The sequence below is a fragment of the Brevibacterium aurantiacum genome, from assembly GCF_007558825.1.
Taxonomy (GTDB): Bacteria; Actinomycetota; Actinomycetes; order Actinomycetales; family Brevibacteriaceae; genus Brevibacterium; species Brevibacterium aurantiacum_A.
On the sequence record NZ_VLTK01000008.1, the window covers coordinates 210,182 to 232,270 of the forward strand.

Consider the following 22,089-nt stretch of genomic DNA (forward strand, 5'->3'; position numbering starts at 1 on the left):
ATGGCACGGATCTACCGCGACGAGGATTACCGCCCTCGCCCAAGCAGACGCGGCTCCAGGCCCCGGACGAAGAACAGGCCCAAGCACGACGAAGCGATCGAGGGACTCGTCACTGCCGTTGACCGCGGACGATATCGAGTAGTCGTCGCCGATGATACCGGCGACGTCCGTGAATCCCACAGGGCTGGTGCCGCCACCTCAGACGTCACGGCTGTACGAGCCTCCCACCTGCGCAAAGATGCAGTGGTGCCGGGCGACATCGTCAAGCTCGTCGGAGATACCTCGGGCAGCAAGGGATCTTTGGCGCGCCTGGTCGAGATCACAGAACGGCGGTCCCTGCTGCGTCGCAGCGCCGACGACACGGATCCGACGGAAAGGGTGATCGTTGCCAATGTCGACGTCATGGGCATCGTCACCGCCACCGAGGACCCTGAGCCTTCATACGGGCTCATCGATCGGGCACTGACAGCGGCCTTCGACGCCGGCATCGCTCCACTGCTCATCGTGACCAAGACCGACCTGAAATCGGCCGATGACATCATTGAACGGTTCTCGCAGACCGGAGTGGAGATCGTGTCCTCCGGGCTCAGCCCCGACGGGACGCTGACCGATGCGACGGTGTTCGATCGTCTGCAGGGCCAGATCAGCGTTTTGGTCGGACATTCGGGAGTCGGAAAATCGACCCTGATGAACGCGCTGGTCCCCCGCGCTGAGAGAGCCACAGGCCATGTCAACGATGTCACCGGGCGCGGTAGGCACACCTCGTCGTCGGCGATCTGCCTTCGTCTTGACGGAGGCGGCTGGCTCGTCGACACACCTGGCGTCCGCAGCTTCGGGCTCGCCCATGTCGATCGGGACACGCTGATCTCAGCCTTCCCGGAACTCGTCCAAGCCACTGCCGAGTGCCCACGCGGGTGCACTCATCAGGCCGATGCGCCGGGTTGCCAGCTCGACGCCTGGGTCGATGCCGGCAATGCGGGACCCGGCGGAGTCTCACGGTTGGAGTCGCTGCGCAGACTGCTGCCCTCGACTGGATAAGGTGGAGGAATGAACGATCTCGACCTGGCGACCGAACTCGCCGACCTCGCAGACTCCATCAGCTACCGTCATTTCGCGGCCCAGGACTTCACCGTCGAGACCAAACCCGATCTGACACCCGTCACCGAATGCGACAGGGCCGTGGAGTCTGCGATCATGGAACGCCTCCACCGCGAACGTCCGGATGACAGCGTCCTCGGGGAGGAATTCGGTTCCCACGGAAGTTCGCCGAGGCGGTGGATCATCGATCCGATCGACGGTACGAAGAACTTCGTCCGCGGAGTTCCGATTTGGGCCACCCTGATCTCGCTCTACGACGGCGAGACGCCGATCCTCGGCATGGTCTCCGCTCCCGCTCTCGGACGCCGATGGTGGGCCCAGGCAGGTCAGGGAGCATTCACCTCGGCGCTGGGAGAAGCCGCCAAACGCATCCACGTCTCCGACGTCGATTCCCTCGGGGATGCCTCGATGTCCTACGCATCGCTGTCCGGCTGGAAGGCCCTCGGGGTCCTCGACGAATTCCTTCTCCTGTGTGAGAGCCTGTGGCGGACTCGAGGCTATGGCGACTTCTACTCATACATGCTTCTGGCCGAAGGTGCAGTCGACATCGCATGCGAACCCGAACTCGAGCTCTACGACATGGGTGCTTTGGTTCCGATCGTTCTGGAAGCCGGTGGGACGTTCACGAACACGGCAGGGGTCAGCGGGCCCTTCGGCGGAAATGCCCTGGCCAGCAATTCGCGCCTGCATGAACGAACCCTTGATTCGCTGGGACGGATTGCCCCTGCCGCCCCTCCTGCGCACACACAAGTGTGAGTTCTCACCGAAACCCGATCATCTCTGCAGAAGGAGACAGATGCCCGATGTGATGCGTGCCGATCTGTGGCATTCGATGGCTGATGCGGCCGGTCTGATCAATGCCGACGGAACGATCGGTGAGACGATCTACGGTCAGATGACAGCATTGGCAGCGAAGACCGGAGCAGTGAATCTGGGACAGGGAGCACCGGGAACCGATGCTCCTGCCGAGCTCATCGATGCCGCTGCCGAGGCGATGCGAGAAGGCTGGAACCAATATGCACCCGGTCAGGGATATCCTGCACTGCTCGAGGCCGTGGCCCAACAGCGGTCTCGGGACTTCGGGCACGAGGTGTCACCGCAGCATGTGCTCTACACGTGCGGGGCCACAGAGGGCCTCACTGCCGCCATTCTTGCCCTGCTCCCCCGCGGCGGGACCGTGCTCGCCTTCGAGCCGTTCTATGATTCCTACCCTGCGGCGATCACCGCTGCCGGAGGATCGCTGGTCACCGTGCCGATCCTTCCGACCGCGGAAGGCGGGTTCGCGCCCGACTGGAAGAGCTTCGATCAGGCTGTGACCGCTGCCGACAGCCTCCCTTCGATCATTCTCATCAATACTCCCCACAACCCGACCGGGTTCATGTTCAGCGCACAGGACCTGGCTCGCATCGGTGAAGCCGCAGTCTCCGCGGACGCCTGGGTCCTCACCGACGAGGTGTATGAACAGTTGATCCTCGATGGCATGCCCCATGTGGCGCCGGCGGTGGCCATGGACGACGGAGCACGAGTCGTCACAGTCTCCTCGGCGGGAAAGTCGTGGAACACGACCGGATGGAAGATCGGGTGGGTGATTGCTGAGCCTGAGGTCAGGGAGGCCATTCAGGCGGTCAAACAATTCCTCACGTTCACAGCAAGCGGTCCCCTGCAGGTGGGCCTGGCGCGGACCATGACCGATGGATCGACCTTCGTGGCCGAGAATCGATCCTCACTGCAGAAACGAGCGGAGGTCCTGGTGCCGGCCTGTCGTGCTGTTCCGGGAGTCATCGCGTCTACACCGGCCGCAGGATACTTCACCGTCGTCGACTTCTCAGCCCTGACCGATCTTGACGCCTTCGAGCTCAACGACCTATTGGCCAGGCGGTACTCGATCGTCGGGATTCCCGTGCCTGCCCTGTGCCGGAACGGATCGCCTGCGTATGGCGCATACCGATCATCGATCCGCTACTCATTCTGCAAGTCTGCGGCCGATGTCGATCGCGGGGCACAGCTGTTCTACGACCTCGCTGCCGAATTAGACCAGAATCCCGCTGCGCTTCGCAGGCAGAGCTGACTGCACCAGCGCCGTGCTGAAGACAGGCAGAACCGTCAAGAGCACACAGAGAAGGGGGCGGACCGCGTTGCTGCGGCCCGCCCCCTTCTCTGTTCGCTGCGACTGCCTCGCTGCCAGTGCACTGGTGGCAGCGTCAGGCGGTTCAGGCCTTGACGAGCTCGAGCTCGAGTTCGATCTTGATCTTGTTGGAGACGAGCAGCTCGCCGCCGCCGAGAACAGCGTTGAACTCCATGCCGAAGTCCTTGCGATCGACCTTGGCGACAGCCGAGAGGCCCGCAACCTGGTTCTCGTTGGGATCGGTGGCAACTCCGCTGAATTCGGTGGTGAAGCTGACTTCCTTGGTCACGCCGCGCATGGTGAGGTCTCCGATGAGTTCGAACTCATCGTTCGACGCCGCATTGATCCCAGTGGACTTGAAGGTCAGTTTCGGGTTGGTCTCTGCTTCGAAGAAGTCACCACTCTTGAGGTGACCGTCGCGCTGAGGATTGCGAGTGCTGATCGATTCGACGTCAGCCTCGGCGGTGACCGTGCTGTCTTCGAGGGTCTCGCCGACGTTGACGGTTCCCGCGATGTCTTCGAAGTGTCCGCGGACCTTCGAGACGCCGGCGTGGCGAGCGGTGAATGTGAACTCGGAGTGCACCGGGTCGATGTTCCAGGTTCCTGCGGTGAGCCCCTGTGGAAGAGCAGTCATGATTTCTCCTTTTAGTTGAAATTTGAAATACGAGATTGACTATAGTTTAGGTTTCAACCATCCGCAACCCTGAATCGGAATTGATTTCAGACTGAGCACCTCAGGTGAACGGCAGGTGGACATGTGGCGGACGTCACCCGACTTCGGTTTGGCCTGCAGGAAACAGCTCATGTAAAGTGGGGATCACGACGCGGGGTGGAGCAGTTCGGTAGCTCGCCGGGCTCATAACCCGGAGGTCGCAAGTTCAAATCTTGCCCCCGCCACGTTGTGAATGTGTCGCAGCATCGTTGACTCGATGTTGCGGCACATTTTTTGTATCTGACTCACCTCCGCTTCTGACTCACCTCTCCTGAGGGGCTGGACTCTTCTGAGGGACTCACCTCTCCTGAGGGGCTGGACTCTTCTGAGGGACTGGCCTCTCCTGAAGGACTCACCTGTGCTGAGGGTCAGACTCCACAGGCCGCCAGGGAGCAATGACGCGAAGAGCACCCGATTATGCTTCTGACTTGCGAGGACGTAGTATTTAACGAGTAGACAAACGCCGCGGGGTGGAGCAGTTCGGTAGCTCGCCGGGCTCATAACCCGGAGGTCGGAGGTTCAAATCCTCCCCCCGCCACGAAAGTGGCAGAACCCTCAGTCAGTTCAACTGACTGGGGGTTCTTTTCATTCACAATGCCCTCACCCAGCAGCTGCGAAAGCGAGATGCCCATATACCGGGCAATCGCAAGCAGTTCATCGATCCGAAATGGCATCTCGCCACGGATCCGCTTCGACACGTTTCGCTGGGCAAACCCGAGGATCTGAGCAATGTCTGCCTGCCTCAGGTTGTACCGGGTCATCCACGCTGCGACCTCACGCCCGACCCTCTCGTTCTCAGTTAACTGCAGTTCTCCAATAGTCATGAGTCCAGCGTAGATCGAAAGCGACTCAATGTAAACGATATTGCGACACTCCGAGAACCTATAGATCTGTATGTCCTTGACCCGTAAAACCTATGTGTATACGGTGGCACCATGAGATATACAAAACAGGTGCGAGCAAACGTGCTCGCTGAGATGGGCCGAAGAGAACTCAAACAAGGTGACGTTGCGAAAGTTCTGAACACAAGTCAGCGTTCAGTGTCGAAACGCATGACCGGCGAAACAGACTGGCGAATCGGGGATCTGCTGCGGCTAGCGCAAGCGTGGGACATTCCGATTGCTACCTTGCTCGAAGGAACAGAAGACGACCCGTTCGCTCCTAATGGCGACCCCAAGCCGGTAGGTGCATGATGGCTCTTGCACTGGAATCAAAGTTCTCTGAAGCTGAGGCACGGGAGCTTACAGACGAGCTTCGAAGTGACTACGGATCGCTACAGGTCAAGATTTCCACCGCGTGGCAAGGTCGAATCTGGCTGGCGCTTGGTTACGAATCATGGCAGGACTACCTCGACGAAGAATTCAGAGATGTAAGCCTTCGCCCGCCGAAGGATCTCGAGGATCAAGTGATCGGGGAACTTCGCGCAGCAGGAATGAGCGTGCGGGGCATCGCTGCCGCCACTGATATCAGTAAGTCAACAATTGACCGCCGGGTAGCTGATGCAGGTGTCCCAAATGGGACACCTGCGAACACGACCCACGCAGGTGAGTCAAATGACTCACCTGCTACTCCTGCCCCGGTCATCGGCCTGGATGGTAAGTCCTACCAGCCTCAGCGTCCCGCTCCCCCGGCTGACCGGTCAGAAGACATCGTGGATGCCGAGGTCATTGAGTACGAAGAGACATGGCATGTGACCGGTCAAGTGCCGGACACTGACCGGCTGGCCTCAGACCTGGGAATCGAGCCAATCGCGGTCACCATGACCGGTACGGACGCTCCACTGTCCGGAGCGCACATTGTCCGGGTGGTCAACGAACTGCACGCAGGCACAAGGGCACCTCTGCCGTTGGTCAAGAAGAAGTCCAAACTACTGGAACAAGCCTTCGCGACCGGCCTGGCCAATAGTGACCAGTTCGAGTTGGAGCAGATCACCGACCTCGGTCAGGACGTCGCGGACACGGTCGCCGTGCTCACCGACTTGTTGACCGCGATGGACAGCAGCGGACCGAGTGTCCGGTCAGTGCTGACCGACCGGGATACTGCCGGTTCCATGCGGAAGGCGGTCAAGAACCTGAGCATGATTACGGGTGACCGGTCATGACCATGGACCACCTACCCAAGCTGACCGGACGAGCTGTCCGCCGAGCATCTAAGGAACGTCCGCGTTTCTTCGTCTCCCTCGGAGTGGATGATGCCGTGGACGTGATGCCACGCGGGTGGATCGACAAGATTGCTCTACTCAACACTCAGCCGGTCAACCTGGTCAATTTCACTGACTCGCTTGAGAGCAAGTTCGTCGTGATTGGGGACCGGTTCGTTCTCCACCGGTACACGTTCTGTGGCCTCGCCTTTGGGAGCATGACGGGCATATTCGCTACGGCATTCCTCGGTTCGATCATTCCGCTCGTGATTGGTGTAGTCGGAGCACCAATGCTGTTGAGTCTGTGGAACATGGTCCGGGAATCACGTGGGATCGGCGTCGATAAACAATTCCGGGTGCTTCAGCGGGTCTATTCTCCGGGGCTCATGCATGTGAGCTGCGCGGTGGATGCGCGTGTGTGCAACTGGGATGGGCCGAGTGCAGTGGTTCCCATCGAGTGGTTGCAGCTCATCGAGCGTGAACCAGCGAAACTCATTGCTCTCGAACGATGGGTTAAGCATCAGGACTCGCTGGACCGACTCGGGCAACGGTGGGTTGAGGGCCGGAAGCACTTGGAACAGGTGTCCGGCACACCAGTTGAGGCCAGCGTGAAGCTCGAACTCGATCACCTCAACGACCAGATCAACGAACTCGAATCGCTCTCGGCAGACATCGCGGACGACTTCGATGTGGCTGTGCGAGCGACATCAATTGGCGAAGAAGAAACCCGACGAGTCGAGGCACAGGAAGTCGCACAGAAGTGGCTGGATGACGACTCGAACGCCGAGGACCAGAAATGAAGGAGGCAAACGTGAGTAGCAGCGCAATCGCTGAGAACACACCTGACGAGCACGAAGGAGCGGTCGCCCCTAACGAGACGACCGCCCTACCTGAGAGTCATGCAAGAGCTATTACAGAAACTGCAGGCGAACACCAGAGTACACGTCGGGAGGCGACTATTTCTGTAACCCGCTCAAGGTCGTCACGAATCAATCCCGACGACCCCAAATTCATCCGCATTATCATCATCGGGGTCGCGTTCGCTGGACTGGTCGCATTCGCAATCTCCTTCGTGACGTTGATGGAAGTCGCGTCATGGCTGGGACTGCCGAAGTGGATGAACTGGGCCGTGCCTGCGTTCATCGATACCGCGATCCTCGTCTACGCCGGATCGGTATTGATCCATAAGACACGCGGTGAACGTACTTGGCCATCGTGGATGCTCCTGGGCACGTTCACCGCACTGTCGGTGGTGGCGAATGCCTCCCACGCACTGACGTTTGGGACCGCGAATCGCGACTCGTGGCAGGCGATCATCGGTGCAGTTATCGCAGGCATGGTTCCCCTGGCAGTGTTCGCCGCCACCGAGCAGTTGTCGCGAGTGGCTGTCGAAGATCCCCTGTCTCGCCGTAAGGAGCTGCAGGAAGAGTCCGAGTGGATGGCGGCGCAAGCCGAGCGCGAGCGGAAGCAACTCGAGGTCGAAGCTGAACGTGAACGAGCACGCCAGGAATCCGAAATTGCCAGGGAACAGCACGTTACCCAGCTCGAAGTTGTTCGTGCTCAGCGTGAAGCCCTCGCAACCCAGGCAGCACAGGCCGCTGAGCGCGGCGAGGTCTACGCACTGCCCCAGTCGCCCACACTGGCCAGCGTGCCAGAGCCGGTAGCACAAGAGCCTGTCGCGTCCCAGTCGCCAGATCCGAAGCCTGGGTCTCCGAAGCCGAAGAACAGCGATCTCAATGAGGTCGTGGAGTTCATTTCCACGCGAACGGAACAGGGCTTGGACACATCCGGATCTGATCTGGCGAATGAGTTCGGCTTCAGCGACAAGACGGGACGCCGCCGCCTGTCGGCACTGCGCGAGTCTCACCCGCACATCTTCGTGGGAGGCACCGATGCGTGAGAACACCGATCCATTCAACTCCACAGCCACCGCGACCACATCTCAGGCGATTGAGGAGCACATCGCTCATCTTCTCGGGCGGGAGACCGCAGTGCCGTTCCTCAATAACACCGCGGCCCCTCCCGAATCGGTTGTGGAGCGCATCGTTCATCTTCTCGGACAGCAGACCGAAGTGCCGTTCCTCTACGCGGGACATTTTGCCCCGGACGATCCCCGAGAGACACCGCTGGTCGACAGCCTCGCGTGGACCGGGGCCGGCTCCCTTCATCCGTTCAATGGCAAGCCACTGATTCAGGTGAGTCTGGTAGGCGACGACCGTGTGCTGTTCATGGCCTATGACCGTGTGGTCTGTGTCGACAGGGCGGAGTGCGCCTGGTGTGACCCGGTGTGGTGGGACTTTCAACTCGAGGTCAATGGCGTTCCCGTCGGTGCCAGCATGTCGGGACTGATGGACGCGGGACTTCCCGGTCCGGTGGTCGTCGAGGCACGCGATCTACCACCAGAGGCAGTCGACGAGTCGGAAGACTCACTCGTTGAGGAGGCCGAGCAGTGATGCACTCGTATATCGATTTTCTGCCTACACATTGGGTTGACGCCGACTGGCCGAAACCGATGCCGAACACAACGCAGGCGTTCGATCATGCACAGTCTGTGTCCCCGCTGTACCTGGCTGCGCTGTCAGGAGTGGCTTTCATCATCTGGTGGAGTCTCGCCATGATTGCCCGGTCGAAGACGGGTCGCATTTCCACTAAGCGACTCTTGGTCCTCATTGGTATAGCCGCCATCGCCGTCACTCTGGGCCTGGTTTCGGGTGGGGGAAGCGTCTCACCTTTGATCGATGTGGCCATCGTGACCGTCGCCAGTGGAGCCCTCTTACTGCTGGCAGTAGCCGTGTGGGCCGCTATGCCGATTGCGGCAGCAAGCGCAGTCGTCCTCGTGATCATTCGTCTCACTGCGCGTGAATGGGGCAAACCGAAGCGCGAACGAAACACAAAAGCGACTGGGGCCTTGAGCGAAGGAGAACAGGCATGACTGGTACCGACGATCACAAGGTAGCGGCACAAACATTGCGAGAGGCTGCTGACGATTTGGAGTTTGACGAGCGAATGCTCTCTTCGACCGTCTGGAGGTTCGCGTCGACGAAACCGGATATCGGTGCGTGGCTCCGAGACCGGGCTAATCGAATCGAGGAGGAGTCTAATGACTGATCACCCCACGAACTCTGTGTCGACAACTGGCCACCAGAGGCCGAGTATCGGCGACTACGAACTTCCGACGGAGAAAAACCGGACCGCGAGGTGCACCAGCGGTGTCAAGGACCGTGTGATGCTCGGTCGAGCTGAGCAGGGGACCAGGTGGCCGATGCGTCTGGGCACGGTCGGTGCAGTGACGGGTAAGGCCGTCAGCGACGACCTTGCTGGCCGATATCAGCCGGTGACGGTGTATCAACGCAAGTCCTCGAAACTGCGGCAACTATTGGGCATCGGCGGCTGGATTGCTGGCGTGAGCTATGTGGTGGCATTCCTGACGCAGACCTCGATCCTCGTCGATGGAATCGAATGGGTACGCGAGGCACCGGCAGAACAGGTAGCCGGAGGAACCGTGACTCTCGTGATCTTTTGGGGAACCTGCAAGATCATCGGACGCGCTATTCGGATCGGTCAGAACCGGACCCGCCTCGTGTACGTCACTTCCGGAGACGACGAGCAGTTGAGGTCACCGCAACCATTGATCTTCCTCGGGTCCGGGACAGGAAAAACCCGGTCCGAGGTCAACACGGAGGCTGGAGGAGGCAACCAATGAGTGACCACGACAGCATTCTCCAACGCGAAGACAACCGTGCTCTGGCTGCAGGGAAGATCACAGCCGACGGCAGACACGGTTCAGTGGACGGCCACCGCGCTATGGCACCCATCCACTCCACATCGCGGCGCAGATGCCCCTGCTGCGGGAAACGCGCCACGCATGTGGGACTCGGCGACGGGTGCGCGCTGATGTCCGGATGCGAATGGAGGGTCCACCGGTGGGTGAAGAGGGGATCCGTCCAGTGAGTGCCCAGAACGACCTAGGGAGACCGTGATGGCTGACTACCGAATTGATTTCTCGATCATGAAGCGCGAAGACGGCGAAGAGGACTTCACCGAATTCGGTTTCGGATCCACCGCCTCGAGTTCAACTATCCAGGAAGCAGGCTTCGACGCTTATGCCTCGATTCAAAACGACGAATGGGATCAGACATGAAGGGCATCAGTGCGATCGCGCTCGGCGCGGTCGGGTTTTTCCTCGGAGTTGGAACGTTCACGAACGTGTCCGAGACCGGTCCGGCCTACCTATCCGTCCTCGATCTGAAGTGGTGGTGGGCCGTGGGAACAAGCTTCGTCGACTGGGTGATGTCCCAACCGTGGCTCGACGGCACACAGACACAAGGCCATGAGGGACCACCGAGGAAGTGATGACAATGCAGTCAGAGAGCACCGCTGAGGGGATTCAAGTCCCGGGGCAACTCGATTTACTCAATGAGATTCCCGAAGAGATCAGAGAAACGAAGCAGTGCGGAATCAGGGGAAGGACGAAGGCAATGAACATACGGACAGTCCACGGTGATGAGGCCCGAGAGTGGACGCGTGAACTTGGCAGGACCGGTCGATTCGCACCTGAGCAGTTGTTGCTGGTGTGGCTGATGGCTCTGACGGTCAATGACCAGTGGGAATCAGACGAGACTCTCGAAACTCTGAGCACCGATGCCGGGATGAGCATTGAGACCGTCAAACACCATCTCGAGATTCTCCGCGAGAACAACGTGGTGTCCTGGTTCGCCCGAGACAACGGTGTGCCCATGGCCACCGCTTTCACCCTCAATCGTCGTTTCCCTGACTCAGTGAGGCGATGACCATGATGACGAAGCTGAAGGCGACTGACGGTTTAGGGGGTGAACCATGGCGAATGAGATGATCACGTGGGCCAGGAGGCAAGTGTTCGACCAGTTCGAACTTTCCGGTCCAGAACGGCTCATTCTGATGCTGTTGGCTGACAACGCATCGTTTGATGAAGAGACAGGGTTGTGGTCGTCATGGCCGTTCCAAAAGACTCTGGCACATGATTCCGGTTACAGCGAACGCGCTGTAATCCGTGCAGTGAAACGGTTCCGTGATCTTGGGTTAATCAGCATCGAACCTCGCTACAAGAAGAGCGGGGCGAAGTCCGGAAACACGTACAGATTCCACCCGGAGGCGGTAAATCAACCCATTGCGCGTACTGAGGCACTCCCCGAATCTTCAAGGGGTGACTCAGAGGCAGGTCTTGATTATTCAAGGGGTGACACAGTGTCTGGTCTTGAGATTTCAAGACACGACACACAGTCAGGTGCCCCCTCTCAGCCCCGAGAATTCAAGACACGACACACAGTCAGGTCCCCCAGGCAAGGTGACCCTAACCGACACACAGTCAGGTCCCACCTGACTCACAGTCAGGTCCCGCGCGCGAAGACTGACGCGGGTGCGTCTTTAACCATCATTGAACCCTCATCGTCGTCTATGAGTCCCAGCGTCCGTGCTGAGGACCGGTCACCGGCAGGAGCCGGTGAGACGACGACGAAGAACGAAAGTGATGTGAAAGAGCACGTACCCGAGTCGCAGCCGGTTCGGTTCGGTACTTGCCGAGTGGCGAATGCGCGTGGCGCGGTGGATCTGGACAAGCTGGTTGCGGTCGTGGCCGGACACTGGACGGTCACCCTCGACCGTGACCGGGCTGTGTGGCTGGCCGAGGCCATCATCGGTCGGTCAGCTCGCACGGTCGGGTCCCCGGACGCGTTCGTCCGCCGCAGCCTGGTCAACGACGGTCACGACTGGCAGGAAGCGGTCATTGACCACTTCGGTGCCGATGACCGGTCATCCGGACTGGACCGTGTCGATGACCGTAAGTGCCCGATCCCCCATCACGCCGACTGTGGGTGGAAAGCCCATAACTGTCCCGGTTGCCGGAAGCAGCTGGACTTCCCCAAGATGCTCGACCGGTCAATCTATGAAGCCCTGGATCCCGATGTCCGCGACCTCATTGACCGGGACCAGACGGTCACCGTCGTCGAAGTGCCGGTCAACCGTGACCGGACAAGATCACCGATTGTCCGGTCAGCTGACCGGTCATTCGGATGAGGAGAGTCATGCAAGAGCAACCAGAGAACACAACTCAGCAGGTTGGATTCACCAACGAAGCACTGTTGGCGGCGGTCAGCATCGCCACGGACAGAATCATTCGTCCTCGGATGCGGTCATACGGCCTCGGTCAGTGGGCTGATGATGTGGCCGGAGAGGTGATGTTGTCGGCGTGGAAGAGCCGTGAGAAGTTCGATCCTCAGCGCGGTCGTCTCCAATCCTGGATCAACCAGATCGCGAAGAATCGCCTCGCGGATCGCGTCGACATTGAATCGCGCAAACATGGTCATCTAATCCTCGATGGTGATTACTCGATGTCATCCGACGAAATCCTCGAGCGCTTGGCCGCGACTGCGGCGGACCAAGTGGTCGACGACTTCGCGGTCGCGGTGGCAGAGCAGTTGGCCACTACCTCATGGCTCCAGCCGGTCGTCGCGGCAGCAGCATCGGTGATGGACACGGCCAGCTTCATCGTCGGGTTCCTCACCTACGTACGTTTCGATTCTCACGCCGCCGACGCGGCAGAGAAGTTCGGAGTCTCATCACAGCGGATCCGTGACTGCAAACGCTCGTTCGAGCTGCACTGCCAGGTCATCCATCGTGCCCAACAGAAGAAGGCCGAGCTCGTCGGACAAGTGCATCTGTCGGATCTGCTCGACTGCCTTCCTGAAGAAGGATCAGCGGGTGCCTGGACGCGTCAGGTGAGTGCGGCCATCCAGACCTGGCCAGGACGCCTCTCGGAGGTCACCGTCGATCATGTGGTGGCCGAGACCGGGTGGAAGGCCAACACTGCCAGACAGTATCTGCCAATCACGAGAACACTTCTACAGGTGGCACTGGGTGTGCTCGTAGCCAAGACAACCGAAGGAGAGTGACCATGAGGGGTCGACGGAGTAAAGCAACTGGAACAGAAACCGACGAGTCAACGACAAGCCTGTCAATCAATCTCGGAGAAAGCGGCGAGGACACCCGCCCCGCGAAACGCCCCTGGGTGGGTAAGCGCTTGTGGCTGCGATTCACGAATCTGCTCGGGGTCTGGTGGGATCAGTGGCTGGAGACGATGCCCCGCGACGACGATGCACCAAAGGGGCTTCCCCGGTGGCTGCACGGGCTTCGCGGGCGACTGATTATGGGAGCGGCAACCATCGTCGTTCTGCTGGGGTGGCTGATCGTGATCGTGCTCGTCGTCACTTAAGACCGTGGAGACAAACATTTATCGGGCATCGGGCGAATAGTCCGTAATGCCTATGCGTGAGTGAGGGGAACGACGATGAAGTACGGAACTCAGTGGAGAGTCGAACGGCACTGGTCGCGAGGTGACTGGTCCGACGTCGGGAATGAGGCGGCGGTCGTTGACGTGCAAGTGCGGAAGTCCACCTTGTGGCAGCGCCACGGTGCTGCGGTGGTGCTGATCGCGACGGCCGCAGTCGCCACCTTGGGTGTCGTGGGATGGGCCAACCTTGACTTGCCGGGGATGCTCGCTGTGCCCGGATTCGTCATCATCGTCGGAGTGCCATCGGCCATCATGTGCGTGATCTTCCACGTGTACATCGATCCGGGGGAACAGAATGGCGACACGTGGTCGGTGCCCCAGGAATTGTGGAACGTGGATTCCCGGATTCTGACCGAGGTGGCCGACGTCGGCTTCCTTGTTGAGTCTCTGCAGAATCGGGTCTTTGCGTTTCATCGGCGTCGGCGCGATGCGGGTGGTCTCGACGATGTGGAGACAGCGCAGTTTCGGGCGATTTCTGACCAGTTGGAACAGGCGGAGTTTGACCTGGCCGTCGGAATCGCTTCTGAGCAATTCAAGATCGGAGTGCGGGTGTAGCCGGTCAATCAGACGAATTCATGGTGGGTGCTCCAGGTGTGGGGCACCCACCATTTGTGTGTTGACAGACATTGTCCAGGCCCAGCGCGGAAACACGGATGTCGGATGAAACTTCGATGGTCAAGGAGACCGTGAATGCTGGATATCAACCCGCCTAACTCAGACCTCGACACCGTCGCGGGATGGGTGCTTGGAACCTCACTCGTGATCATGGTCGCGGCAGCGGTGATTCTCGGCAATGTCTGGACCGGTGGTAAGGCATTCGGCAGCGCACGACTGACGAGCAGAGGACAGACCGGAGTGGTCCTGGTCGTGATTGCTTGCGTGGTTCTGGCAAGCATCAGCGGAGCAATCAAATACTCGACCAAAGACAGCATGACAGAAGACCTTCTGCCGGAAGCGGCGAAGCAACGCACCATTCGGGTCGACCGGGACTCACCGTCGTCGAAGTGCGAAGAGCTGGTCTCCATCGCTTCGGATAAGCATCTCGATGGGAAGAAGGACAAGGCCGACGACGAAGAGGGTGTGCAGTACAAACCCACGGAGGCCGAGGCCGGGAAGATGGGCAAGGCTATCCGCGAGATTGGTGCCGACAAGATGGCGGCAGACAAGGTCTGGACCAAGTCGATTGCCTGGGGCGGTCGTTTCGGCGATATGCCGGCCAAGGAGGACTGGAAAGAAAATCGTGCCGACTACATGGAAAAGCACACTCCCATGTATTCGCGGATCCAGTGGTTGCCTGACGGAACGAAAGGCAAGTGTGACAACAAGAACTTCCATGCCGCCAAGGGCGCTCCAGTCGAAGTGATCTTCTGGGAGCTCTACAAGACCGGGTCGGGAAGCAACCACGACCCCACCGGCGGAGCAAAACAGTACGGGTACCGCATGTTCCGAATCCCAGTGACATAACAAGCCACAACACACTCCCCCAATATGTTTCCCGGCTCATCGGAGAAGGCCGGGGCGAAGAAAGGAAAGCACAATGCATTCGCACACTACTGAACTCGTCGCGGCAGCGACGACCCTGATCGCCAAGGGAACAGACACCGGGGTGAAGATCCGTATGGATGCCCCGTGGATGGGATTTATGCGTACCATCGCCGGACAGATCATCGGTACCGGCGCAATCTTGACCGTCGTGTTCATTGTGATCGCGGCCATCGTCTGGGGTGGCGCGAAAGCCTTCGGTGCAGGCCACGCCCAGAACATCGGCGTGATGGGAGTGATCATCGGCATCATCGTCTGTGTCCTGCTCGGATCGGCGGCGTCCATGGTCATGTACTTCACCGGGTTCAACCTGTTCGCCTGAGCACCTGATCACGATCAGTAAGAAAGGAGGTGACCGGAATGACTGAGATCATGGCAGCCCCAGAGAATTGGCTGGATGGGATCAAACTCCCACTCGATGACTGGGGTGAGTCCTTCCGTGCTCTACTGGCGCAGGCCATCGATGGGTTTGCCGTCGGTGCGTGGGAGTCGTTGAAGGGTGCGTTCACCGTCGGCGGTATGAGCGAAGACGGTGGCGCGGCGGACTGGTGGGTCGCCGTCATGGGTGGCAGTGTCGAGGTCTACACTGACGGCGCTTACCAGCACACCGTCGAGTATCCCGGAATGCTCAACGTCATGGTCATGGCGATGCTCCCCGTGCTCGTGATCTTCCTCGTGTTCCAAGTCGTCACCTCTGTAGTGCGCTCGTCCACGGCAGGCATGTTGCGAGCGTTTGCCGGATCGATCTTGGCGGTGCCTGCCACCTATGCCATTTCCGGCATCGTGTATATGCTTCTGCTGGCGTTCGACCAGATCTCACTATGGATCCTCGAAGTCGGCAAAGGGGACACATCCGGCGACGATGTTGGTGTGGGTGCCATTCTGCGGCTCTTCGGACTGTGGTGGGACCCAACTGCCGATGATGGCAAGGGCAAAGTCATGGTCGATGCCGGTTTCGAGGTCTGGCGGTGGGGCACCATCGAGAACGAACCAGGCAAGATCATTCTGCCGTTCATCGTCGCGCTCGTCGTGTTGGCCTGTTGCATCGTACTGATGCTGATGATGCTGCTGAGAACTCTGGTAATTCTCGTCTCGACCACGTTCCTTCCAGTGGCAGTATTTTCCCTGACGTGGGAAATCGGCCAAGGAATCTTCACGAAGTGGGCCAGCTTCGTCGTCGGACTACTACTGGCCAAACCAATAGCCGCAGGAATAGTGAAGTTCGGAATCACTATGGCCTCCATCGGTACCGACTGGGTGATGATGATCGCCGGAATCGCGCTTGTGCTACTGGCGGCTCTGGCCCCGGTCTTCGTCGTGGCCATCATCAGCTTCATGACCGGAGGCGGGACACATCAATTCGAGAACGCGGCAGGCGGAATGATGCGCGGAGGGCAGCAACGTCTGGCCAACTCGACCCGCTCGGTCGTTCGCTTCACCAGCAATGGAGCCAGGAAAGTCGGCGGCGGTGTTCGCCAAGGCGGTCGAATCCTAACGGGAGGAAAGTGACATGAGTTCGACACAACCCGTCGAGAGCGAATGGGACGGCGCGAAGTACGGTCGAGAGGAATCAACCGGCGTCATCTTCGGGATGGAGGCCGACCAGGTCATCTTCATCGCTGTGGGAGTCGTCCTCGGGGTGTTGGTCGTTATGATCAACGGGTTCCCCTGGGGGCTGGCGGCAGCCATTGGCCTGCTTATCGTTTTCGGCGGCATCGGCATACCCCGTATCAAGGGAAATTCTCTGATCGGGTGGGCACGGATCTTCTTTCGTTCGAAGTCGCGGCAGCGGTCTGGCAACGACCAGTTTGTGCAGAAGGATGACGGCGTCGAGATCGGCTTCACCGACGATGGAGAAGTTGAGATCGTGGAGGGACCCGAGTTCGAGATCATGGACGGCTCGGTGCGTCGCGGTGATGACACTCCCCGTGATGGGAAGAATCGTATCCGCCCTGGAAAACCGGTGCGGATGTCCCTGCCGGGAGAGTTTGGTGAACTGCTCGTGTACCAATTGCCGGGTGGTGGAGCATTCATCTATGACCCCGTCTTGAAGGTCGCGACCATGGTGGCTGAAGTCATGACTGAGAAGGCGTTCCAGCTGAACTCGTTCGAGGAGAAGGAAGACCGACTCAGAGAATGGGTCAGTGTGCAGTCGACGATTGCTCGAATTCCTGGTGTCGACATCGTGCAGCTGTCCGATCAGACGACCATGATCTCGGGGGCTTCGATTCGTCACTGGTATGAAGAACAGATCCTCAAAGCCCCAGCAGTGACGACGGCAGACGGAGAGACGGTTCGTCAGGCCGGTCCTGATGTGGACCCGTTTATGCACCAGTCGCTGGTGGAGACGATCATGTCGGTGGAGAACCAGCCGGTCCACGATATGTGGATGGCTGTGGTGCTGAGCAAGGAGAAACTCAACGAACGCATCGTGGCCGCTGGCGGTGGCGTCGCTGGGTTCATGGAAACAGCTCTGTCGATGATGGGCACTATTGAGAACGCCATTCCGACTTCCGGGGCGTACGTCACGAAGTGGCACTCCCCGCACACTCTGGCCGCACGCACACGCACTGCGTTCGACCCAGACTCCGCGATTCAGGTCTCCGAGCGTGGGGAGGACGGTGTTGCTGTCAGGCAGGCAGGACCGATGTACGCGGCCCCGCGAGACATCAAAACCTATGAATCGGACGGAGCTTTGCACCGGACGTACAAGATCGCGGAATGGCCTCACTCACAGGCACGTCTGGGCTTCCTGGATAAGCTCGTGTTCGCGGGCGACTTCCGTCATACAGTCAGTCTTTATATCAAGCCGCGCGATACGGCGAAAGCGCTGAAAGCTAATGAGCGAGATCGTGCGACGTGGTCGTCGAATGACAAGATCCGCGACAAGATCGGCAAGCAGCAGACCGCGCGCAAGGAGCGACAGATCCAGGACCTCGTGCAAGAAGAGGATGAGGTCACAGCCGGTCACGCACCGTTGAAGCTCATCTGCGTCATCACCGTTACCGCTGAGACCGACCGTGAGCTCAATGCCAACTGCGCGGACCTGGAAACACGTGCGGCGGAGGCGAATCTGGACCTGCGCGTCCTCTACGGGCAGGCCGAGGAAGGGTTCATAGCTGGCGCTCTGCCCTTTGGAAAGCTGGAGGTGTAACCGATGCGAACTCGCAAACACGGCGCGTTTGCCATTATCGACGGGGACCGCAAAACCCGACGTCGCCAACGCCGCGAACTACGGGAACTGATCAAGGACAAAGAGTGGGAAGATGCTCTCGCGTCCAAGGTCAAGAAGGACGATGACCTGCCGAAGAGGCAGTTCAAAGGCGGTGGCGATTCGTCGCCGAAGTCCGGGTTCGGTGCGATGGTGTTGAAGGATCGTGGAGTCAAGGTCGCCGCGCACACTGCCGCGACAGCATTCCCGTTCGTGTCGGGTCCTTCACTGGGCACACGGGGCAACTTCATTGGCCAGGACCTCAATGGCGGTGGCGCATTCAACTTCGACCCTTGGGAACTTTACGACAGCAGGATCATTTCCGGGATGTCGATGATCGTGTTCGGCACGGTCGGTACCGGTAAGTCGTCACTGGTCAAGGCGATGGCGATGCGCATGGTCGGTGCAGGGCGGAAGCTCGCAGTCGCATCAGACCTGAAAGGCGAGTGGACGCGCGTGGTGCGGCGCTTGGGTGGTCCGGTCATCCAGGTCGGTCCCGGCCTGGGCACGTGCATCAATCCACTGGATGAGGGCGTCAGACCCAGTGTTGACCGGCTCGGGAAACCGATGACCGACGAAAAATGGGCACTGGTGGTCCGCTCACGCAGGCTCTCGATTCTCGAAACCCTGCTCAAGGTACTCACCGGCTCAGACGAACTGACCCCAGCAGAACACGCCGCCCTCGAATTGGGCGTGGACCAGGCCGTCGAGTATGGCGCTGAAGAGAATCGCTCACCGATCATCTCCGACGTCATCGCGGGTCTCAAGGACGTTGAGACCTCTGTCAGTGTGAAGATCGCGTCGGCGTGCGAGGACATTGCCCTGTCGCTGGGACGCATGACGACCGGCGACGTGGCCGGAATGTTCAACGGTGAGTCGACAGAGCGATTCCAGTCAGAAGCACCGGCAGTGTCCATCGACACGTCCGCAATGCGCGGTGCCACACCGACTGCGCGCCGCATGGTCTCGATCTGCTGCGCGGCCTGGTTGGAAGCGATGGTGTCGAACTCGGATTCGGGTAAACGCATCGTCGTCTACGAAGAGGGTTGGGACTCGGTGACGAACCGGGCCGACCTGGAGCGGATGGTTGAGAACTGGAAGCTGGCGCGTGACTACGGAATCTTCAATGTCTTGCTGATGCACAAGGTCACTGACCTCGACATGGCCGGCGACGCTGGCTCACAGATGGCGGCAATGGCGAACTCGCTGCTGGCCGATGCTGATGTGAAAGTGATCTACCGGCAGGACGCGGCCGCGCTGAAAGCAACGACGAACCAGTTGGAGCTCAACGAACGAGAGCGCACCAAGCTCAGGTCGTATCAAAAGGGTGAGGGCCTATGGCGTGTGGGACAGGCTTCGTTCGAGGTCTACAACAAGCTCACGAGTGAAGAGGAGCCTCTGTTGGACACCGACCAGCGCACGGGCGCGGAGGCGAAGACAGACGACTTCGGCAATGTCCTTGTCGACGATTGGGTGGCAGCGTGATGTTCGAAGAAAGAGAAGGCAGGCAGGGCTTCATCCACTCCGGCAAAGATGTCCTTGTCGTCGTGGTCGGAGCAATTCTCGGATTCCTGGCGGCTCTGACCGGGATAGCGATGGTGGTGAATCGCCTCGCGTGTGGTGCGTGGGCGACACCTCGAGGGGTGTTCGACGTCCTGTCGTTCATCTCATCCGGAGACACCGGTGTATTCGGCACGACTCCCGACGGATGCTCAGCACCAACGTGGAGCGTCATCACAGCGTGGTCGATCATTATCGGACTGATTCTCGTAGCCGTCATCGGCGGCATCATCTGGTACCAGGTGCGAGTCGAATCGGACGAATACTTTGTCGAGGAACTGCGCAAGCGCCGCGGGATCGCCAAATGGTGGGAAGTACGACGGACCCTGGGCAAGCGGAAGGCGAAGAAGATGGCCCGGACGGTGCGCCCCACGATCCCGAAGAAACAGATCACTCCCGAGATGGGCACCGTGAAGTTCGGGATCAGCCAGGGTGTGACCATCTACGTGAGCATGGAAGATTCGATGATCCTCATCGGACCTCCGCGTTCAGGTAAAGGCGTGAACGTTCTCGTGAGTGCGATCCTCGATGCTCCCGGCCCGGTCATCACGACATCGACTCGTGCGGACAACTACTCGATGACTGCTCCCCTCCGCGCGAAGAAGGGGCCAGTGACGCTGTTCGATCCGCAGGGTCTGACAGGTAAGGCCACGACGTTGAAGTGGTCGCCTGTGACCGGTTGTCAGCGTGGCCAGACGGCGAACCAACGAGCCAACTCGCTCATCAGTGCCGCAGGATTGTCGGAGCATTCCACGAATGCTGAGTGGAAGTCGCCGGCTGTGCTGATTATGCAGTCGCTGCTGCACGCGGCAGCCCTCGAAGGTTTGGGTGTTGAGGCGGTCATGCGGTGGGGCAATTCTGCTCCCGAGGCCACGGAAGCCGTGCAGATCCTGCGGAAGTGGGAGGACCGGGGACAGGCTGAGCCCGGATGGGCAACGTCCTTGGAATCCGATATTAATGAGGACCCGAAGATGCGTGGCAACAAATGGTTCGGTGTCTCGAACGCTGTGGCAGGGCTGTCAGTGTCCAGTGTCCGTGATGTCATCAATCCGAGGACGAAGGACGAAGAATTCGATATCGACGAGTTCATCCGCGAATCGGGGACCCTTTACATCATGGGGACGAAGTCCGGTGGCACGTCGGCGGGACCGTTCCTGATCGCGATGATGGATGCCATCACGGAGCGTGCGCGTGAGATCGCCGCACAACGGTATAAATCCCGGCTGGATCCGCCGCTGATGCTCGTCCTCGACGAGATCGCGAACATCACCACGGCCTGGGACGGATTGACAACGCTGATGGCCGATGGTGGTGGCGTCGGGATCTGTCCTCTGGCGGTATTCCAGTCAATGGCCCAGGTCCGCAATTCCTGGGGCAGCGAGGCCGCGTCGGCACTCTACGATGCGGCGACGGTCAAACAGCAGCTCGGTGGTGCTTCGAACACTGATGATCTGCGGCAACTGTCGGATCTGTCGGGCGAACGTCGCGTGGTTCGAGTGTCGAAATCGCGTCAGGAGTCAGGATCGAGTGAGTCTGACACCATTGTCGACAAACCGGTTCTGCCAGTCGCCGAGCTACGACGTATCCCCTTCGGGTATGCGGTCCTGTTCTACCGGAATCGCCGTCCGATGATCGTAAAGATCAGCCAGTACTGGGATCGCAAGGATGCAGACCAGATCGCTGATGCGTCGTCCCTGTTCGCGAACTCGATTCAGTCCGCTGATTCTGATCGCCAGTGGAATGAAGCCGTCGCATGGGAGGGCAGCACGGGTGAGGTTGTCGAATCGAGCGTGGTTGACGAAATGGAACCGGACGCGGATGACGACACGTCTGCGAAGTCAGTCCGGATGTTCTGACGGGTCATCATGTCCAGGCTGGGATTACATCGCACACGGTCAGGCGGATACCGGAAGTATCTGCGGACTCAGGCGTGGCACTGGCGGCGGCAACGATGGTTTCGAGACCGTCGTGCCGAAGGCGTTGAGCCTGCGTGCCAAGTGTGCGGGGTCCGACTTGAGGATGCAGGAACGCTTGACCTGCACCATGTGTCCTACGACGGGGTGACCGAACACAAGGACGGCACCTGGAGCGCACAGGAGGCAGATGGGGATCTGATGCCCCTGTGTCGGGAGGATCATCAGGCGGTGCATCGGGTGATGGACCGGCGCCGGGAATTCTTCGGGTGGAACAGGTATCGGGCGACAGTGGTCATCGTTGCCCATTTGAAGCGGTTGAAAGGAACGAGAAACGGTGGATGAGACGACAGGCGGTCAAGGGATGCAGCGACCGATGCTCTGCCAGATATGTGGACGTTTCGCTGAGGTGCAGTGGCATTCGATTACTCGCGACGAAGACGACCCGGTCAGATGCGAATCCG

26 protein-coding genes, 2 tRNA genes and 1 pseudogene are annotated in these 22,089 nt (G+C 59.6%); 27 read left to right on the forward strand and 2 right to left on the reverse strand.

Annotation, left to right across the window (positions count from 1 at the left end; translation table 11 throughout):
- From rsgA to FO013_RS14840, 3 genes are read left to right on the forward strand one after another with little or no spacing between them, the layout of a single operon-like run.
- The gene (gene rsgA / locus FO013_RS14830) at positions 1-1,038 is read left to right on the forward strand and encodes a ribosome small subunit-dependent GTPase A (RefSeq protein WP_143923329.1); all 1,038 of its coding nucleotides are present in this window, start codon (positions 1-3) and stop codon (positions 1,036-1,038) included.
- Between the two features lie 9 nt (positions 1,039-1,047).
- Entirely contained in the window at positions 1,048-1,854 is an 807-nt protein-coding gene (gene hisN, locus FO013_RS14835) for a histidinol-phosphatase (RefSeq protein WP_143923330.1), read from the forward strand.
- A gap of 40 nt (positions 1,855-1,894) precedes the next feature.
- Positions 1,895-3,166, forward strand: a complete 1,272-nt coding sequence (locus FO013_RS14840; protein WP_143923331.1) for an aminotransferase class I/II-fold pyridoxal phosphate-dependent enzyme — start codon at positions 1,895-1,897, stop codon at positions 3,164-3,166.
- A 142-nt stretch (positions 3,167-3,308) separates the two neighbouring features.
- Here the strand turns inward: FO013_RS14840 and FO013_RS14845 are convergent, their stop codons facing one another.
- Positions 3,309-3,857, reverse strand: coding sequence for a YceI family protein (locus FO013_RS14845; RefSeq protein ID WP_143923332.1), 549 nt, complete (start codon positions 3,855-3,857; stop codon positions 3,309-3,311).
- A gap of 189 nt (positions 3,858-4,046) precedes the next feature.
- Between FO013_RS14845 and FO013_RS14850 the strand changes: the two genes are divergently transcribed.
- A tRNA-Met gene (locus FO013_RS14850) sits at positions 4,047-4,120 on the forward strand.
- A gap of 279 nt (positions 4,121-4,399) precedes the next feature.
- Positions 4,400-4,473: transfer RNA gene (locus FO013_RS14855), tRNA-Met, on the forward strand.
- On the opposite strand, the gene FO013_RS23295 is transcribed toward FO013_RS14855, so the two are convergent.
- On the reverse strand, positions 4,433-4,759 hold the full coding sequence (locus FO013_RS23295) for a helix-turn-helix domain-containing protein (RefSeq protein ID WP_143923380.1): 327 nt from the start codon (positions 4,757-4,759) through the stop codon (positions 4,433-4,435). The genes FO013_RS14855 and FO013_RS23295 overlap by 41 nt on opposite strands.
- 111 nt (positions 4,760-4,870) lie before the next feature.
- Here FO013_RS23295 and FO013_RS14865 point away from each other — a divergent pair, with 111 nt between their 5' ends.
- The 22 genes and pseudogenes from FO013_RS14865 to FO013_RS14960 all read left to right on the forward strand — a co-directional run bounded on the left by FO013_RS14865 (position 4,871) and on the right by FO013_RS14960 (position 21,568).
- Entirely contained in the window at positions 4,871-5,128 is a 258-nt protein-coding gene (locus tag FO013_RS14865) for a helix-turn-helix domain-containing protein (protein ID WP_143923333.1), read from the forward strand.
- A gap of 212 nt (positions 5,129-5,340) precedes the next feature.
- Positions 5,341-6,036, forward strand: a complete 696-nt coding sequence (locus FO013_RS14870; RefSeq protein ID WP_143923334.1) for a hypothetical protein — start codon at positions 5,341-5,343, stop codon at positions 6,034-6,036.
- Positions 6,033-6,875: a hypothetical protein gene (locus FO013_RS14875; RefSeq protein WP_143923335.1), complete on the forward strand. Its 843-nt coding sequence runs from the start codon at positions 6,033-6,035 to the stop codon at positions 6,873-6,875. The genes FO013_RS14870 and FO013_RS14875 overlap by 4 nt, the downstream gene beginning before the upstream one ends.
- A 212-nt stretch (positions 6,876-7,087) precedes the next feature.
- The gene (locus FO013_RS14880; protein ID WP_260848179.1) at positions 7,088-7,975 is read left to right on the forward strand and encodes a DUF2637 domain-containing protein; all 888 of its coding nucleotides are present in this window, start codon (positions 7,088-7,090) and stop codon (positions 7,973-7,975) included.
- Positions 7,968-8,528: a hypothetical protein gene (locus tag FO013_RS14885; RefSeq protein ID WP_143923337.1), complete on the forward strand. Its 561-nt coding sequence runs from the start codon at positions 7,968-7,970 to the stop codon at positions 8,526-8,528. Before FO013_RS14880 ends, FO013_RS14885 begins: the two co-directional genes overlap by 8 nt.
- Positions 8,525-9,007 (forward strand): hypothetical protein, encoded by a 483-nt coding sequence (locus FO013_RS14890; RefSeq protein WP_143923338.1) that lies wholly within the window; start codon positions 8,525-8,527, stop codon positions 9,005-9,007. Before FO013_RS14885 ends, FO013_RS14890 begins: the two co-directional genes overlap by 4 nt.
- A 168-nt stretch (positions 9,008-9,175) precedes the next feature.
- Positions 9,176-9,778 (forward strand): hypothetical protein, encoded by a 603-nt coding sequence (locus FO013_RS14895; protein WP_143923339.1) that lies wholly within the window; start codon positions 9,176-9,178, stop codon positions 9,776-9,778.
- Positions 9,775-10,026 (forward strand): hypothetical protein, encoded by a 252-nt coding sequence (locus FO013_RS14900; protein ID WP_143923340.1) that lies wholly within the window; start codon positions 9,775-9,777, stop codon positions 10,024-10,026. Before FO013_RS14895 ends, FO013_RS14900 begins: the two co-directional genes overlap by 4 nt.
- A 28-nt stretch (positions 10,027-10,054) precedes the next feature.
- Positions 10,055-10,216: a hypothetical protein gene (locus tag FO013_RS22415; protein WP_186293135.1), complete on the forward strand. Its 162-nt coding sequence runs from the start codon at positions 10,055-10,057 to the stop codon at positions 10,214-10,216.
- A complete protein-coding gene (locus FO013_RS14905) occupies positions 10,213-10,428 on the forward strand; it encodes a hypothetical protein (RefSeq protein ID WP_143923341.1) in 216 nt (71 codons plus the stop codon). Before FO013_RS22415 ends, FO013_RS14905 begins: the two co-directional genes overlap by 4 nt.
- A gap of 125 nt (positions 10,429-10,553) precedes the next feature.
- Positions 10,554-10,865: a hypothetical protein gene (locus FO013_RS14910; RefSeq protein WP_143923342.1), complete on the forward strand. Its 312-nt coding sequence runs from the start codon at positions 10,554-10,556 to the stop codon at positions 10,863-10,865.
- Between the two features lie 58 nt (positions 10,866-10,923).
- Positions 10,924-11,127, forward strand: a pseudogene (locus FO013_RS23300) (helix-turn-helix domain-containing protein); the annotation flags it as partial.
- A gap of 381 nt (positions 11,128-11,508) precedes the next feature.
- A complete protein-coding gene (locus tag FO013_RS22925; protein WP_260848175.1) occupies positions 11,509-12,126 on the forward strand; it encodes a hypothetical protein in 618 nt (205 codons plus the stop codon).
- Positions 12,127-12,134: 8 nt separating this feature from the next.
- On the forward strand, positions 12,135-13,001 hold the full coding sequence (locus FO013_RS14920; protein WP_186293136.1) for a sigma factor: 867 nt from the start codon (positions 12,135-12,137) through the stop codon (positions 12,999-13,001).
- Positions 13,002-13,003: 2 nt separating this feature from the next.
- On the forward strand, positions 13,004-13,321 hold the full coding sequence (locus tag FO013_RS14925; protein ID WP_143923345.1) for a hypothetical protein: 318 nt from the start codon (positions 13,004-13,006) through the stop codon (positions 13,319-13,321).
- A gap of 75 nt (positions 13,322-13,396) precedes the next feature.
- Positions 13,397-13,954: a hypothetical protein gene (locus tag FO013_RS14930; protein WP_143923346.1), complete on the forward strand. Its 558-nt coding sequence runs from the start codon at positions 13,397-13,399 to the stop codon at positions 13,952-13,954.
- 135 nt (positions 13,955-14,089) lie between these two features.
- The gene (locus tag FO013_RS14935) at positions 14,090-14,863 is read left to right on the forward strand and encodes a hypothetical protein (RefSeq protein ID WP_143923347.1); all 774 of its coding nucleotides are present in this window, start codon (positions 14,090-14,092) and stop codon (positions 14,861-14,863) included.
- Between the two features lie 73 nt (positions 14,864-14,936).
- Positions 14,937-15,263 carry a hypothetical protein gene (locus tag FO013_RS14940; protein ID WP_143923348.1) on the forward strand — a complete coding sequence of 109 codons (327 nt, stop codon included), beginning with the start codon at positions 14,937-14,939 and terminating at the stop codon, positions 15,261-15,263.
- Between the two features lie 38 nt (positions 15,264-15,301).
- Positions 15,302-16,450, forward strand: coding sequence for a hypothetical protein (locus FO013_RS14945; RefSeq protein WP_143923349.1), 1,149 nt, complete (start codon positions 15,302-15,304; stop codon positions 16,448-16,450).
- A gap of 1 nt (position 16,451) precedes the next feature.
- Positions 16,452-18,095, forward strand: a complete 1,644-nt coding sequence (locus FO013_RS14950) for an SCO6880 family protein (protein WP_143923350.1) — start codon at positions 16,452-16,454, stop codon at positions 18,093-18,095.
- Positions 18,096-18,098: 3 nt separating this feature from the next.
- Complete coding sequence (locus tag FO013_RS14955; RefSeq protein WP_143923351.1) at positions 18,099-19,637, forward strand: conjugal transfer protein TraC; 1,539 nt, start codon at positions 18,099-18,101, stop codon at positions 19,635-19,637.
- Positions 19,637-21,568 (forward strand): type IV secretory system conjugative DNA transfer family protein, encoded by a 1,932-nt coding sequence (locus tag FO013_RS14960; protein ID WP_260848180.1) that lies wholly within the window; start codon positions 19,637-19,639, stop codon positions 21,566-21,568. Before FO013_RS14955 ends, FO013_RS14960 begins: the two co-directional genes overlap by 1 nt.
- Positions 21,569-22,089 lie beyond the last annotated feature (521 nt).